The sequence below is a fragment of the Pseudomonas sp. Hz4 genome (assembly GCF_054898165.1).
Genome location: NZ_CM142719.1, coordinates 1,683,547 through 1,697,841, shown reverse-complemented (window position 1 = coordinate 1,697,841; position 14,295 = coordinate 1,683,547). Strand labels below are relative to the sequence as shown.

Genomic DNA, 14,295 nt, shown 5'->3' with positions numbered 1-14,295 from the left:
TGCGTGAAGGCCCTTCCACACCTGCATGTTTCGATCTCTGAACGGTGCGCGGCATCGAGGTAATGGCGCAGGTTTTCTTGCAGATTATTGGGTTATTCGTTAGAAGCAGCGGGAGCCCGAGGGCTGGGCTCCCTTGTCACGGGATCAATGACCGAACACATCCACCTTCTTGGCCTTCTTGTCGGCGCGTTTTTCATCGGCGGTTTTTGCCGGTTTCTTTTTTGCTGCTTTTTTTGAATCCATGCCTTTGGCCATGATACGTACTCCAGTCATACGGGATGTGAGATCAGGTATACACCTATCGTTGCGTGCGCGTTCTTTTATAATCGTGCGCTTTGCGCACCGACAGTCGAAGACCATGCCCAACACCCAATACACCTTGCTCGCCGAGCCTTTATGGCCCTTGATGAACAAGTTTTACCGCGCTCACCAATCGTCGATGAAAGCGGTTCGCGACGCTCAACTCTGGGTGGCCAGGCGCGACGAGATCATTGGTGCACTGTGCTTGCGACCGGTGGCGGACGGGCATTGGCTAACGGGTTTGTTTGTCGATCCAGCCTGCCGTGAACAGGGCATCGCTGCGGCGTTGATCGCCGAGGCGCTCAAGGATCTTGAAGGCCCCGTGTGGCTGTTTTGTCATCCGAACCTGCGCGGGTTTTATGAACGTCGTGGTTTTACCTTCGACCCGCCACTGCCCTACTCCATGGCCGAACGCTTGAGCCGTTACGCACGCAGCAAGCCGATGATCGCCATGGGTATGGAACCGTCTGGATGATTCACGGGTGTGTCAGTCGTCTGCTGCAGGATCGAGGTCCGGAAACATCACGTCGGTAAACCCGAACTTGCTGAAGTCACCGATGCGCGACGGGTATAACCGGCCGATCAGGTGATCGCATTCATGCTGCACTACCCGCGCATGAAACCCTGAGGCGATGCGCATGATCGACTGCCCCTTGGGATCAAAACCTTCGTAACGAATGTGCTGATAGCGATCCACCGCGCCGCGCAAGCCGGGCACCGACAGGCAGCCTTCGAAACCCTCTTCCAGCGTCGGGCTCAACGGCGTAATCAACGGATTGATCAGAATCGTCTGCGGCACGGCCTCGGCATCCGGATAGCGCTCGCTGTGCTCGAAACCGAAGATCACCAGTTGCAGATCGACGCCGATCTGCGGTGCAGCCAGACCCACGCCACCGACGCTTTCCATGGTCTGGAACATGTCGTCGATCAGTTGCCACAGCTCGGGGCTGTCGAACATTTCGGCAGGCACCGGCGGGGCAATGCGCAACAGGCGCTCGTCGCCCATTTTCAGAATTTCACGGATCATTTGATGACTTCGTCAGGGGTCGGCTTGATCGAGTGATCCCGACCCAGTCCCGACACGTGTTGTTTGGGTTCGTGGTCGTGCTCGCCGGGGACTTTTTCGCCATCATTCTTGCCCTCGGTCGACATGTGTTCGATCACGGCATTCATCTCGGCGCCCAGCAACAGCACCGCGGCGGAAATGTAGAAGTACAGCAACAGCACGATGATCGCACCGATACTGCCATACATAGCGTTGTAATTAGCGAATTCCTTGACGTACAGACCGAAGCCCAGTGACGCGATGATCCACACCACCACCGCCAGCACCGAACCCGGCGTGATGAAGCGAAACTCTTGTTTGACATCGGGCATGACGTAATAAATCAGCGCCACCGCCATCATCAACAGAATCACGACCACCGGCCAGCGCACGATGGTCCAGAGCGTCACGATGAAGTCTTCGAGGCCGACTTGCGAAGCGATCCAGCCCATCACCTGCGGCCCGAGCACCATCAGCGCAGCGGCGATCAGCAGCATGCCGGCGATGCCGATGGTGTAGAAAATCGACAGTGGGAAACGTTTCCACGCCGGGCGACCTTCGACCACGTCGTAGGCGGCGTTCATCGCGCTCATCATCAGCCGCACACCGGCGGACGCGGTCCACAGGGCAATCACGATACCGACCGACAGCAAGCCACCTTTGGATTGCTGGAGCTGGTCGATGACCGGGTTGACCTGTTCCAACGCCTGGGGTGGCAACACCAGTTCTGACTGCAGGCGCAGCCAGGAGAAGAAGTCCGGCAGGTGCAGGAAACCGATCAGGGCAATGAGGAACAGAATGAAGGGGAATAGTGAGAACAGCATCTGATAGGCCAGCGCCGAGGCATAAGTCGACATCTCGTCGTCGACGAACTCGGTGACCGTGCGCACCATGACACGGTGCAGGCGCAAACCTTTCATGTGAGGAAAAAACATTAGCGTCTCCTTTCGCCGCAAATTTGGTTGAAGTCGTGGCGACTCAGGGGCCGTTTTCTACATCAAAGTAGCCTACTTGGCGATTTTGATCTTGTTCAAGTTCAGACTGATACAAAAACGGCCATCCGCGGATGGCCGTTTCTTACGCTCGTTACAGGCCGGATCACGCCTTGTCGATGCCTTTCTTGACTGCATCCTTAGCTTTGCCGACCGCTTGCTGGGCTTCGCCTTTCTTTTCCTGCACGACACCTTCGGTGCGCATTTTGTCGCTACCGGTGGCCTTGCCGACGCCTTGCTTGACGTTGCCGGCGGCTTCGTTGGCCATGCCTTTTACTTTATCGCCAGTGCTGCTCATGGTGTTTCTCCTGTGAACAATTCAACGGGGAAAGTTGTTACACAAAGATTGACCGGAGGCTTTTGCGCGGAGTTTCATTTATTTTCACCGCAACATTTCATCGTTCAGTGCAGGTTGGGCTTTATGTTTGCCGACCAACCCACGAGAATGCGCAACGTATTCAGGCCATGGCGCTGAAGATCCAATCCCGTAGGAATGTTATGAAACTCGATAAAAAGCAGGCCATTGCCCGCAGAAATCAGGAACTTGGCGGTGCTGTGCTTGGCGTCAATAACTGCCATTTCACCGAATTGAACCGAAACCGCAACATCTGGTGGTTCGATATTCCGGTTGCGCGACTGGCCGTTGGTCAGTACGAATGGGTTCACCTGCTGATGCACACGCCGGACACCGACGAATTGCTGCACCTGAAAGTGCCGACGGTGTTCCTGCGCGAGAAGCTCGAAGGACTGGTGGTGCGCAACGAAGGCAAGCGTAAAGCCGCTTTGAGCCTGGAACTGAGCGCCGACAAGGACTCGTACCTCCAGGACATGCGCCCGGCGGGTACCAACGTAAACTTCGCGCAGTTCCGCCTGTAAAGAGATCGTTCCCACGCGCTGCGTGGTTACGCATCCCGGGACGCTCTGCGTGGACGCGGAGCGTCCCGGGCGGCATTCCCACGCAGAGCGTGGGAACGATCAGCTATAAACAAGAAGCCCCGCATCTGCGGGGCTTCTTGTGTATTACGCGCCTACCTTCTTGACGCCGAGCTTCTTCAATTCTTCGTCGCGCAACTCGCGGCGCAGGATCTTGCCGACGTTGGTGGTCGGCAGCGCATCGCGGAACTCCACGGAGCGCGGAACCTTGTAACCGGTGACGTTGGCGCGCATGTGCTCCATCACCTGTTCCTTGGTCAGAGTCACGCCCGGTTTGGCAACGATGAAGAGCTTGATCGCCTCGCCCGACTTCTCGTCCGGCACGCCGATGGCTGCGCATTGCAGCACGCCCGGCAGGGTCGCCAGCACGTCTTCCAGTTCATTGGGGTACACGTTGAAACCGGACACCAGGATCATGTCTTTCTTGCGATCGACAATGCGCAGGTAGCCATCCGGCTGGATCAGAGCGATGTCACCGGTCTTCAACCAGCCTTCGCTGTCGAGCATTTCGTCGGTGGCGTCCTGACGCTGCCAGTAGCCCTTCATGACTTGCGGACCTTTCACACACAGCTCGCCGATTGCGCCCAACGGCTGTTCAACGCCGGCATCGTCGATGATTTTGCACAGGGTCGACGGAACCGGAATACCGATGGTGCCGATCTGGATGTTCTGGATCGGATTGACGGTGGCCACCGGGCTGGTTTCGGTCATGCCGTAACCTTCGCAGATGGCGCACCCGGTGACCGCTTTCCAGCGTTCGGCGGCGGCCAGTTGCAGGGCCATGCCACCGGACAGGGTGACTTTCAGCGCCGAGAAGTCCAGCTTGCGGAAGCCTTCGTTATTGCACAGGGCCACGAACAACGTATTGAGCCCGACAAAACCGCTGAACTTCCACTTCGACAGTTCCTTGACCATCGCCGTCAAATCGCGCGGGTTGCTGATCAGTACGTTGTGGTTACCGATCAGCATCATCGCCATGCAATGAAAGGTGAAGGCATAGATGTGGTACAGCGGCAGCGGCGTGATCAGAATCTCGCAGCCTTCATGAAGGTTGGAACCCATCAGCGCCTTGCACTGCAGCATGTTCGCCACCAGGTTGCGGTGGGTCAGCATCGCGCCCTTGGCCACGCCGGTGGTGCCGCCGGTGTATTGCAGCACGGCAACGTCGCTGCTGGCCGGGTTGGCTTCAGCCACTGGCTGGCCATGGCCCTTGCTCAGCACGTCGTTGAACTTGATGGCCTTGGGCAAGTGATACGCCGGAACCATCTTCTTCACATACTTGATGACGCTGTTGACCAGCAGACGCTTGAGCGGCGGCAGCAGGTCGGCCACTTCGGTGACGATCACGTGCTTGACGCCGGTTTTCGGCACGACGGTCTGCGCCAGGTGCGCCATGTTGGCCAGGCAGACCAGGGCTTTGGCACCGGAGTCGTTGAATTGGTGTTCCATTTCCCGCGCGGTGTACAGCGGGTTGGTGTTGACCACGATCAGCCCGGCGCGGATGGCACCGAAGACGGCGACCGGGTACTGCAACACGTTGGGCAGCTGCACGGCGATTCGATCGCCTGGCTGCAAGTCGGTATGCTGTTGCAGGTAAGCGGCAAAGGCACCGGACAATTCGTACAGTTCACCGTAGGTGATTGTCTTGCCCAGGTTACTGAATGCCGGTTTGTCGGCGAAGCGTTGGCAGGACTGCTTCAACACCGCCTGAATATTCGGATACTCGTCCGGATTGATGTCGGCAGCAATCCCGGCAGGGTACTTATCCTTCCAAAAGTCTTCGATCATGGAAGCCCACTCCTCAGCAACGCGAATTCATCACCGCATTTGATGCGATTATTATTGGTGTGTGTTTGTTGGTGAGTCTGGCTTTTTAACAGGCCTAGAAGTCACAAAGCGCGCCGAGAGTAGCAGCTTTGCCAAGGGCCGACTAGAGCCAAAAGCGGCCTCTATAGTCACTTTTGTGACTCGAGAACAGCAAGCGGTCATTTTAGAGCAAAAATTCTATACAGGCTTGAAAGCCCCGTATTTTGGGCCCTCCACCCCTTAAAAGCTTCGCGGGCAAGTCGGATCGCCGCACCGCTCGCTCCTACAGGGTCCGGGGCGTTCACCAGATTTGTGAACGACACCAAAACTTGTGGGAGCGTGGCTTGCCCGCGAACGTGCGAAGCGCGGCCATTCACCTCAAGCGATATCCCGCAACTCCCGCCGCAAGATCTTGCCCACCGGCGTCATCGGCAACGACTCACGCAAGACGATGTGCTTGGGTACTTTGTACGCCGTGAAGTTCTCCTTGCAGTACGCCTTCAGCTCTTCAAGGCTGACACCCGATTCACGGGCCACCACAAACAGCTTCACCGCTTCCCCCGAACGCTCATCCGGCACACCGATCACCGCGCAGTTGGCGACTTTCGGGTGAGCCATCACCACGTCTTCGATCTCGTTCGGGTACACGTTGAAACCCGAGACGATGATCATGTCTTTCTTGCGATCGACGATGCGCACAAAACCGTCCGGGTCGATCACCGCGATGTCACCGGATTTGAACCAGCCCTCGGCATCCAGCACTTCCGCGGTGGCTTCGGGCTTCTGCCAGTAACCCTTCATGATCTGTGGGCCCTTGATGCACAGTTCGCCGCGCTCGCCCAAGGGTTGCTCGACGCCTTCATCGTTGATGACCTTCAGCGTGGTGCCCGGCACCGGCAGGCCGACTGTTCCGAGGCGCGACTTGTCGCCGTATGGGTTGGTGCAGGCCACCGGCGAGGTTTCGGTCAGGCCGTACCCTTCGGTGATGCGGCAACCGGTGAGCTGTTCCCAGCGCTCGGCGGTGGCCTTGACCAATGCGGTGCCGCCGGAGTTGGTGAGTTTGAGGCTGGAGAAATCCAGAGTCTTGAAGTCCGGATGGTCCATCAACGCGACGAACAGCGTGTTGAGCCCAAGCAATGCCGAGAACCGCCAGTTTTTCAGTTCCTTGATGAAACCCTTGATGTCCCGCGGATTGGTGATCAGCACGTTGTGGTTGCCAGAAACCATCATGCACATGCAATTCGCGGTGAACGCATAGATGTGGTACAGCGGCAGCGGCGCGACCATCACCTCCTGCCCTTCGCGCAACAGCGGCTGCCCGTCACGGCCCGACTGCTCCAGGCACGCCCGCACCTGCTGCATGTTCGCCACCAGGTTGCCGTGAGTCAGCATCGCGCCCTTGGCCAGCCCGGTGGTGCCGCCGGTGTATTGCAGCACGGCGATGTCGCCGAGGCCGGCATTCAGCGGCTTGATCCCCAGGCCTCGACCCAGACTCAGCGCGCTCTTGAAGGAAATCGCCTGCGGCAAGGAATACGCCGGGACCATCTTCTTGACCTTGCTCACCAGGGTATTGACCAGCCAACCCTTGGCGGCGGGCATCAGGTCACCCATCTTCGCTTCGATCAGGTACTGGATGTCGGTGCCCTGCAGCACCTCCTGGACTTTCTGCCCGAACATGTTCAGGTAGACCAGCGCCCGGGCGCCGGAGTCCTTGAACTGATGACGCATCTCCCGCGCGGTGTACAGCGGGTTGGTGTTGACCACGATCAGCCCGGCGCGCAAGGCACCGAACACGGCAATCGGGTAATGCAGGACGTTGGGCATCTGCACCGCGATGCGATCCCCCGGCACCAGGTCGGTGTGGGCTTGCAGGTAACCGGCGAACGCTGCGCTGTAGCGTTCCAGTTCGGCGTAGGTCAGGGTGACGCCCATGTTGCTGAATGCCGGGCGGTCTGCAAATTTCTTGCAGGAGCGCTCGAACACCTCGATCACCGACTTATAGGCCCCTTGGTCGATGTCCAGGGGCACGCCGGCGGGGCGTTTGTCATTCCAGAAATCAGGTTGCATTGTTCTTGTCCTCTTTACCTGAACCTATCCGGGGCCGCTTTTCTGTCCTTCTTCCAAACAAAGAGCGAAAAAGCGGGGCTTCACGGACACTAGCAGCTCTGGCGAATCTGGCAAATATGCCAACGGGCGTCATTGACCGCGTGAATCTTGCTGCAGCGGCGTGGCCTGATCAGACGGCACGCTATGGATGCGCTATACAATGCAACGACGTCCATGCCACATGCAGCCCTATGCAAAGGAATCGCCATGATCCACGACACTTTTTGGCTGACCGCGAGTGACCGCAGCCGCCTCTTCGTTAACCAGTGGCTGCCAACAGCGCCACTCAAGGCAGTGATCCTGTTGGCCCACGGCATGGCGGAACACAGTGGTCGCTACGCCCGTCTGGCAGAAAAACTCTGTGCTCAGGGTTACGGCGTCTATGCACCGGATCAGCGTGGACATGGCAAAACTGCCGAAAACGGGACACTCGGCCATTTCGCCGACAACGATGGCTGGGGCAAAGTGGTGGGTGACTTGGCTTGCCTCAATCAGCACATCGGCCAACAACATCCCGGCGTGCCGATCGTACTGCTCGGCCACAGCATGGGCAGCTACATCGCCCAGGCCTATCTGCTGCATCACAGCGCCAGCCTGCACGGGGCCGTTCTCAGCGGTTCGAACTTCCAACCGGTGGCGCTCTATCGCGCGGCGCGGCAGATTGCGCGGGTAGAACGATTGCGCCAAGGCCCGAAGGGGCGCAGCGTGCTGATCGAATGGCTGTCGTTCGGCTCGTTCAACAAAAAATTCAAACCGGTGCGCACGCGGTTCGACTGGCTCAGTCGCGACCCGGCGGAGGTCGATCTGTACGCCAGCGACCCGCTCTGTGGTTTTCGCTGCACCAATCAGCTATGGATCGATTTGCTCGGTGGGTTGCAGCAAATCAGCAAAGCGTCCAATCTCGCTCAGATTGATCCGGGCCTGCCGTTGCTGGTCATTGGCGGTGAATGTGATCCGGTGAGCGAAGGCAAACGTCTGAAAGATCTGGCCCATGCGCTACGCAGGGCTGGCAGCCAGAGCCTGCAACTGACAATTTACCCGCAGGCACGGCATGAACTGTTCAACGAGAGCAACCGCGATGAAGTGATCAATGACGTGTTGAACTGGATCGCCCAAGCGCTGAGCCATCGCCGGCCACCCAGATCGGAATAGTTTTTTTGTGGATTTTTTATTCGTCACAGGAATTGAGACAGATGACCCAGGTTACCAACACCCCTTACGAAGCCCTTGAAGTCGGCCAGACCGCCAGCTACAGCAAGACGGTCGAAGAGCGCGACATTCAATTGTTCGCCGCGATGTCCGGCGATCACAACCCGGTGCACCTGGACGCTGAATTTGCCGCCGGCACCATGTTCAAGGAGCGCATCGCTCACGGAATGTTCAGCGGTGCGCTGATCAGCGCTGCCGTAGCCTGCGAATTGCCTGGGCCGGGGACTATTTATATCGGTCAGCAGATGAGCTTTCAGAAGCCGGTGAAAATTGGCGACACACTGACCGTGCGTCTGGAGATTCTCGAGAAGCTGCCGAAGTTTCGGGTGCGGATTGCCACACGTGTGTTTAACCAGCGTGATGAGTTGGTGGTGGATGGTGAGGCGGAGATTCTGGCGCCGCGTAAGCAGCAGACTGTGTCGTTGCCGACCCTGCCTGCGATCAGCATCGGCTGATTGATTGGGGGACCTGATCGTTCCCACGCGCAGCAAAGGAATGCCTCAACGGACGCTCCGCGTTCGGCTGTTGATGGGACGCGGAGCGTCCCGGGATGCATTCCCACGCAGAGCGTGGGAACGATCAGCGGTTACCCTCCTGCACCTGCACACTCGCCGTCATCCCCGAACTCAAATTAATCCCCTCCGGCAACTTATCAATCTTGATTCTGACCGGAATTCGCTGTGCCAACCTGACCCAGTTAAACGTCGGTTCCACCTCCGCCAACAACTGCCCATCCGGCGTGGTGTTGCGATCAGTAATCCCGCGACTGATGCTGTCGACATGCCCTTGCAACGCGTCGCCCGCGCTCATCAACCAGACCTTCACCGGATCGCCGACGCGAATCCGCGGCAGTTTGGTCTCCTCGAAATACGCCTGCACATAAAAAGTCGAATCGTCGATCAACGCCATCACCGGTTGCCCGGCATTCACGTAGTTGCCTTCAGCGAGGCGCAGGTTGGTGATGTGGCCACTGCGGGGCGCGTGAACCTGACTGCGGGCGAGGTTGAGTTCGGCGACCTTGGCTTCGGCCTGAGCTTCACGCAGTTCACCACGGGCGATGCCGGCGTTGATTTGCGCGTTCTCGCGCAGTTCGGCACTGATCGCTTGCGGCCCAAGACTGGCACGGCGACTGGCTTCGCGTTCACGCAGATTGAGCTGCTGCTGGCGTGTCTGTACCACCGCTTGAGATTTCTCCAGCGCGGCTTCGAAACGATCGCGGTCGATGCTCAGCAACAAATCGCCGGCCTTGACCGGCTGGTTATCAAAAGCCTTGAGCTCACGCACCCAACCCGAGACGTCCGGGGCGATCACCACCACGTCGGCGCGAATCCGTGCGTCCCGGGTCCATGGGGTGAGCATGTAGTACTGCCACAAATGGATGCCGGCAAAAATCGCCACCACCACCAGGCACAAGGTTACGGCGACACGTACGGGTGTACGCATTTTCAACTCCTTATAAAGGTCCGAGGACGACGGTGATCAGGGTCAATACACAGACGTACAGGGCGCAATCAAACAATGCTTCGTGCCAGATCCAACGGCCTACCGGCGTCAAGCGCAAGAGCATGCGCAAGGCTGCGGTCACGAGCAGCGCCAGCAGCACATAAATCAGAAACGGACTGAGCAACACGCCGCCCACCGACCACTCACGCAAGCCCATGGCTTTGCTCCTGTTGATGGCACCAGGCACGCCAGCTGCTTTGCAATTGCAGCACCGCGCCTTGGGCGAGTTTCACCGCATCGCTGGGGGGCAACGCATACAAAGTCTTCAAGAATTCTTCACTCGGTGGAGCCAACGCCTCGGCGCGCTTGCCAGCCGGGCCTTGCTCGAGGACTTTTTCCAGCTGTTCGAGATAACGCCGCTGAGGCGCCCTGACCGGCAGCTGCGCCACCGCCAGGCTCAAACGCAAATGCAGCAATTCGTCGCCGATATCCAGGCCGAGCAAGCCATCGTCCCAGCGGCTGCGCGCCGGTTCCGGCAACTCGGGATAGTGCCGCGCCAGTTGCAGCAAGCGGTCGGCCATGCGCCCGCCAAACCAGCTTTCGGCACCGCGCAGATTACGCCGGGTCAGACGCACCAGATCGTGGAGGGTCGCCGCCAGCAGGCGTCGACCGTGCCACGCCGGGTTGCGCAGGATCAACAAATGAAACGCCAGCACGGCGGCGCCAACACCGACCACGATGGATTGCGCGCTGTTGAAGAACGTCGCGACATCGAATTTCATCGCATTGAGCGGCGAGACCAGCACGATGAAGTGCAGACAAAATGAGGTCGCCGTCGCACCGATCTGCGGTTTGGCCATGCCCAGCGCGCCGAGGAACAACGGCACGCCCATGCCCATGCAAAGCAATGCAAAACCACTCCATTGCGGCAGCAGAATCTGCCCGACGATAAACGCGGCCGGGATCGCCAGGAAGATCCCGCGCATAAAACTCATGCCGATCTGAGCGCCGTTCTCACGGCTGGCGAACAGACTACACACCACGCACGTCAACAGCAGCGCGCCGGAGGCAGCGGGCCAGGCGGTCGCCAACCAGAAGCACGAGACCACCAGAAACGCCAACGCACTGCGGGCACCAAACACCAGCGCCAATGACAGGTCGCGGTGCGGTGTCAGGGTTCGTGGCGGGTCGACCGTTTCCTTGCCCTCCTCAACGGCGTTCAACGCGGCGCCGGCCGCCATGGCGGTATCGAGCAACAAGGTGAAACGGGCCAGGCAGTAGCTCTGTGCGCAGCTGATGTGCGGGGCGTGGGAAGCGTCGAGCAACCTCGGACGCAGCGCTTGCAGCGTCGCGGTATCCGGGTTGTTGAGCGCCTCTTGGGCCTCGGTCATCCAAGGCAACAGTTGCTCGGCTTCCTGGGGCTCCAATAGCTTCCATTGACGGCGCGCCGAACGGGCGATGCGCAGCAGCATCAACAGCTTTTGGCTCAAGCCGCTGATCGCGCGTGCTCGTTGCCGCCCCAGGCCTCCTTCAAACCAGGCATGCTCGCGCTGGGCATCGACGGCGACGATTTTCCCAAGGATTTCCAGCAAGCCTTTACGCGCCTGACCATCACCGGCCAGGGTCGCTCGCGCGGCGTTCATACCGCTTTGCCACGCCGCCCGCGCCTGATCCGCCAGTTGCCGTTCGACCCGCATCGGCCACAGCAGCGCACTGGCGGCGGTGGCGCAAAGTATGCCCAGGCAGATTTCCGTGCAGCGAGCCACGGCCTGATCGAACACGGTCAGAGGGTGGGTGATGGCCGGCAACGCGATGATCGCCACCGTATAACCCGCCAGCACGAATGAATAGGACCAGGCACTGCGCAGCAGGGTCGAACTCGCCGTACACAGCCCCAGCCATAACGCCAATGCCAACAAAAACAGCCAAGGCGTCTGGGCGAACAACCCCATGAACACCACTGACATGATCGTCCCGACCAACGTACCCAGCAATCGCGCCAGGCCCTTCTGTACCACCATTCCGGACAACGGCTGGGCGACGATGAACGCCGTCATCAAGGCCCAGGCCGGTTGCTCCAGGCCCCAGCGCAATGCCAGCCACAGCGCCAGGCCGCCGCCGATCAAGGTTTTGATCGCGAACTGTAAAGCGCGGCGGTCAGGCGCAAACAAAGCCTGCAAAGTGATAGGCACGTAAAACACTCTTGAAAAGACGATTTAACGATAGTCGGGTTCGGTTCAGTCACTTGAAAAACAAATTATTAGCTAGCTAACTATCATCCGTCCAGTGCTAATTCCAGGACACAAAAAAACGCCAGACTGGCTGGCGTTTTTGACAGACAACGAACGCTTACGAGCGAGCGCGCGCCTGGTTACGCAGGGCTTTTACCTGATCGTGGTTGCGTTGCACGCCGTGGTACTGACGCTCAACCAGGTCACGAATGCCCACCAGGTTGTGTTTGTTGATTTTTTCGATGGCTTCTTTGTAAGCCTTCAGTGCATGGTCCTCACCCCGTTCAGCTTCGTTCAGCACGGCTTCTTCATCCTTGCCGGTGAACATCGCTTTCACGTCGACCCAGCGACGGTGCAGGTCACCGCTGACACTGGTGGAGGTTTCCGCATCGCCACCCATGGAACGTACAGCGGCCTGTAATTCAGAAGCAGCCTTGGCGCAGTCAGCCGAGCGCTGTACGAAAATGGCTTTGAGTTCCGGGTGTTTGATGTCTTCAGCGCACGTCTTGAACCCTTCCTGACCGTCTTTACTGGTTTCAATCAGGTCGTTGAGTACAGAGATGGCTTCTTTATTCATGTCGGTCATTTTCAATTCCTCACGGGTTGATGGAAGATGCAATAGGTATTGCACCCTGCATGCCAGCTTTGAATTGACAACTTATCCCTTATATTTCAACTAGTTATTGTTTAACACAAAATCTGTATCCGCTTTATTTGCATGATCTGTCATTTGGCCTCCATGCAGAATGCCTGTATTTTCCAGACTGTTTGAATCAAGACGACTGATTGATGAACCCTGAAAAGCTCGAACTGCTGGTCACCCGTGAAATGCCCTTCGGCAAATACAAGGGCCGGATCATTGCCGACCTCCCCGGCCAATACCTGAACTGGTTCGCTCGTGAAGGTTTCCCCCATGGCGAACTCGGCGGCTTGCTGGCCTTGATGCAGGAAATCGATCACAACGGCTTGTCGGAGTTGCTCGAGCCGCTACGCGCCAAACATGGCAAACCTGCCCCGCGCCACTGATTCTCCCCAGACCGAGTAGTCCATGCCCGATAACACCCGCCGCGCCCGTGATGAACAATTCTGGAAGACCTTTGCCGACCGCTACGCGGTTGAACCGGGGCCCATCAACCTGGAAAACGGTTACTTCGGGCGTATGTCGCGCACGGTGGTCGAGGAGTATCAGCGCAACATCGAACTCATCAATCGCAGCAACTCGGTGCACGTGCGTCAACGCTTCGAGCAGGGCGAAAGCCTGGAGATTCGCAAACAGCTCGCCGAGCTGGTGGCCGTACCCGAGGAAGCCGTCGCCCTCACCCGCAACGCTTCGGACGGTCTGCAATCGCTGATCCGCAACTACAACCGTCTGACACCGGGCGATCAAGTGCTGATGTGTGATCTGGAATACGACACGGTCAAAGGGGCCATGCGCTGGCTGGCGCGTAATCGCGGCGTCGAGGTGATCGAGATCGAGCACCCGCACCCCGCCAGTTTCGACAGTTTGCTGGCCACTTACCGCGAAGCCTTTGCGAGTTATCCAAAGCTCAAACTGATGGCCCTGACCCACGTTACCCATCGCACCGGGTTGGTCATGCCAGTGCGGGCGATCGCTGCGGCCGCCAAAGAGCATGGCATCGACGTGATCCTCGACGGTGCCCATGCACTCGGCCAGTTCGAATTCAATCTCGATGAACTGGGCATCGCCTTTGCTGGCTACACCCTGCACAAATGGATCGGTGCGCCGCTGACCCTGGGCTTCATTTACATCGCCCCCGAGCGCCTGGCCGATATCGACCCGGACATGGGCGAGATGCATTTCCCGATCACCGACATTCGCGCCCGCACCCCGTACAGCACACCCAACATCCCGGCGCTGCTGACCCTGCCGCTGGTGTTCGAGGAACATCGGGCCATGGGCGGTTCCGCCGCCAAGGGCGCACGGCTCAACTACCTGCGCAACCGGTGGGTGAGCGCGGTGCGCGAACTGCCGGGGATCGAAGTCATGACCCCAGACGACCCGCGACTGTATTGCGGCATCACTTCGATGCGCTTTACCCGACATGACGATCAACAGGCGATGGTCGAGCGCCTGCTCAAGGACTACAACCTGTTTACCGTGGCGCGCAGGGGTGCCGCGAGTGGTCCGTGCATTCGCATCACGCCGGGGCTCACCACCACCGCCACGGATATCGACGCGCTGAGCAAGGCGCTGAACGAGCTGCGCTGA

The 14,295-nt window shown here is 58.8% G+C and carries 15 protein-coding genes; 6 read left to right on the top strand and 9 right to left on the bottom strand.

Annotation, left to right across the window (positions count from 1 at the left end):
• Positions 1-358 precede the first annotated feature (358 nt).
• Positions 359-775 carry a GNAT family N-acetyltransferase gene (locus tag ACYZTR_RS07525; RefSeq protein ID WP_461977708.1) on the top strand — a complete coding sequence of 139 codons (417 nt, stop codon included), beginning with the start codon at positions 359-361 and terminating at the stop codon, positions 773-775.
• Positions 776-787: 12 nt separating this feature from the next.
• Here ACYZTR_RS07525 and def read toward each other — a convergent pair whose 3' ends face one another.
• From def to ACYZTR_RS07510, 3 genes are all read right to left on the bottom strand, one after another.
• The gene (gene def / locus ACYZTR_RS07520) at positions 788-1,327 is read right to left on the bottom strand and encodes a peptide deformylase (protein WP_449643463.1); all 540 of its coding nucleotides are present in this window, start codon (positions 1,325-1,327) and stop codon (positions 788-790) included.
• Entirely contained in the window at positions 1,324-2,280 is a 957-nt protein-coding gene (locus ACYZTR_RS07515) for a YihY/virulence factor BrkB family protein (protein WP_461977706.1), read from the bottom strand. The genes def and ACYZTR_RS07515 overlap by 4 nt, the downstream gene beginning before the upstream one ends.
• A 163-nt stretch (positions 2,281-2,443) precedes the next feature.
• A complete protein-coding gene (locus tag ACYZTR_RS07510; RefSeq protein ID WP_461977705.1) occupies positions 2,444-2,635 on the bottom strand; it encodes a CsbD family protein in 192 nt (63 codons plus the stop codon).
• Between the two features lie 200 nt (positions 2,636-2,835).
• On the opposite strand from ACYZTR_RS07510, the gene ACYZTR_RS07505 reads away from it, so the two are divergent.
• Entirely contained in the window at positions 2,836-3,213 is a 378-nt protein-coding gene (locus ACYZTR_RS07505) for a hypothetical protein (RefSeq protein WP_282377262.1), read from the top strand.
• 144 nt (positions 3,214-3,357) lie between these two features.
• Here ACYZTR_RS07505 and fadD1 read toward each other — a convergent pair whose 3' ends face one another.
• Positions 3,358-5,058, bottom strand: a complete 1,701-nt coding sequence (fadD1, locus tag ACYZTR_RS07500) for a long-chain-fatty-acid--CoA ligase FadD1 (RefSeq protein WP_461977703.1) — start codon at positions 5,056-5,058, stop codon at positions 3,358-3,360.
• Positions 5,059-5,454: 396 nt separating this feature from the next.
• The gene (fadD2, locus tag ACYZTR_RS07495; RefSeq protein WP_461977701.1) at positions 5,455-7,143 is read right to left on the bottom strand and encodes a long-chain-fatty-acid--CoA ligase FadD2; all 1,689 of its coding nucleotides are present in this window, start codon (positions 7,141-7,143) and stop codon (positions 5,455-5,457) included.
• 246 nt (positions 7,144-7,389) lie between these two features.
• Here fadD2 and ACYZTR_RS07490 point away from each other — a divergent pair, with 246 nt between their 5' ends.
• Both ACYZTR_RS07490 and ACYZTR_RS07485 read left to right on the top strand, forming a co-directional pair.
• The gene (locus tag ACYZTR_RS07490; RefSeq protein ID WP_461977699.1) at positions 7,390-8,334 is read left to right on the top strand and encodes a lysophospholipase; all 945 of its coding nucleotides are present in this window, start codon (positions 7,390-7,392) and stop codon (positions 8,332-8,334) included.
• Positions 8,335-8,375: 41 nt separating this feature from the next.
• Positions 8,376-8,846 (top strand): MaoC family dehydratase, encoded by a 471-nt coding sequence (locus ACYZTR_RS07485; protein WP_461977697.1) that lies wholly within the window; start codon positions 8,376-8,378, stop codon positions 8,844-8,846.
• Positions 8,847-8,970: 124 nt separating this feature from the next.
• Here ACYZTR_RS07485 and ACYZTR_RS07480 read toward each other — a convergent pair whose 3' ends face one another.
• The 4 genes from ACYZTR_RS07480 to ACYZTR_RS07465 form a co-directional block, all read right to left on the bottom strand.
• Positions 8,971-9,834 (bottom strand): efflux RND transporter periplasmic adaptor subunit, encoded by an 864-nt coding sequence (locus ACYZTR_RS07480; RefSeq protein WP_461977695.1) that lies wholly within the window; start codon positions 9,832-9,834, stop codon positions 8,971-8,973.
• Positions 9,835-9,844: 10 nt separating this feature from the next.
• Positions 9,845-10,051 (bottom strand): DUF1656 domain-containing protein, encoded by a 207-nt coding sequence (locus ACYZTR_RS07475; RefSeq protein ID WP_094471041.1) that lies wholly within the window; start codon positions 10,049-10,051, stop codon positions 9,845-9,847.
• Complete coding sequence (locus ACYZTR_RS07470) at positions 10,038-12,026, bottom strand: FUSC family protein (RefSeq protein WP_461977693.1); 1,989 nt, start codon at positions 12,024-12,026, stop codon at positions 10,038-10,040. The genes ACYZTR_RS07475 and ACYZTR_RS07470 overlap by 14 nt, the downstream gene beginning before the upstream one ends.
• A gap of 157 nt (positions 12,027-12,183) precedes the next feature.
• The gene (locus tag ACYZTR_RS07465; RefSeq protein WP_461977691.1) at positions 12,184-12,651 is read right to left on the bottom strand and encodes a ferritin-like domain-containing protein; all 468 of its coding nucleotides are present in this window, start codon (positions 12,649-12,651) and stop codon (positions 12,184-12,186) included.
• Positions 12,652-12,854: 203 nt separating this feature from the next.
• Here ACYZTR_RS07465 and ACYZTR_RS07460 point away from each other — a divergent pair, with 203 nt between their 5' ends.
• Both ACYZTR_RS07460 and ACYZTR_RS07455 read left to right on the top strand, forming a co-directional pair.
• Positions 12,855-13,091 (top strand): DUF3820 family protein, encoded by a 237-nt coding sequence (locus ACYZTR_RS07460; protein ID WP_128870220.1) that lies wholly within the window; start codon positions 12,855-12,857, stop codon positions 13,089-13,091.
• Between the two features lie 22 nt (positions 13,092-13,113).
• Complete coding sequence (locus ACYZTR_RS07455; RefSeq protein WP_461977689.1) at positions 13,114-14,295, top strand: aminotransferase class V-fold PLP-dependent enzyme; 1,182 nt, start codon at positions 13,114-13,116, stop codon at positions 14,293-14,295.

What these genes read in the sequence shown, in the direction of transcription:
- ACYZTR_RS07525 (WP_461977708.1), top strand. Translation starts at nt 359, where the DNA reads ATGCCCAACACCCAATACACCTTGCTCGCCGAGCCTTTATGGCCCTTG.
- def (WP_449643463.1), bottom strand. Translation starts at nt 1,327, where the DNA reads ATGATCCGTGAAATTCTGAAAATGGGCGACGAGCGCCTGTTGCGCATT.
- ACYZTR_RS07515 (WP_461977706.1), bottom strand. Translation starts at nt 2,280, where the DNA reads ATGTTTTTTCCTCACATGAAAGGTTTGCGCCTGCACCGTGTCATGGTG.
- ACYZTR_RS07510 (WP_461977705.1), bottom strand. Translation starts at nt 2,635, where the DNA reads ATGAGCAGCACTGGCGATAAAGTAAAAGGCATGGCCAACGAAGCCGCC.
- ACYZTR_RS07505 (WP_282377262.1), top strand. Translation starts at nt 2,836, where the DNA reads ATGAAACTCGATAAAAAGCAGGCCATTGCCCGCAGAAATCAGGAACTT.
- fadD1 (WP_461977703.1), bottom strand. Translation starts at nt 5,058, where the DNA reads ATGATCGAAGACTTTTGGAAGGATAAGTACCCTGCCGGGATTGCTGCC.
- fadD2 (WP_461977701.1), bottom strand. Translation starts at nt 7,143, where the DNA reads ATGCAACCTGATTTCTGGAATGACAAACGCCCCGCCGGCGTGCCCCTG.
- ACYZTR_RS07490 (WP_461977699.1), top strand. Translation starts at nt 7,390, where the DNA reads ATGATCCACGACACTTTTTGGCTGACCGCGAGTGACCGCAGCCGCCTC.
- ACYZTR_RS07485 (WP_461977697.1), top strand. Translation starts at nt 8,376, where the DNA reads ATGACCCAGGTTACCAACACCCCTTACGAAGCCCTTGAAGTCGGCCAG.
- ACYZTR_RS07480 (WP_461977695.1), bottom strand. Translation starts at nt 9,834, where the DNA reads ATGCGTACACCCGTACGTGTCGCCGTAACCTTGTGCCTGGTGGTGGTG.
- ACYZTR_RS07475 (WP_094471041.1), bottom strand. Translation starts at nt 10,051, where the DNA reads ATGGGCTTGCGTGAGTGGTCGGTGGGCGGCGTGTTGCTCAGTCCGTTT.
- ACYZTR_RS07465 (WP_461977691.1), bottom strand. Translation starts at nt 12,651, where the DNA reads ATGACCGACATGAATAAAGAAGCCATCTCTGTACTCAACGACCTGATT.
- ACYZTR_RS07460 (WP_128870220.1), top strand. Translation starts at nt 12,855, where the DNA reads ATGAACCCTGAAAAGCTCGAACTGCTGGTCACCCGTGAAATGCCCTTC.
- ACYZTR_RS07455 (WP_461977689.1), top strand. Translation starts at nt 13,114, where the DNA reads ATGCCCGATAACACCCGCCGCGCCCGTGATGAACAATTCTGGAAGACC.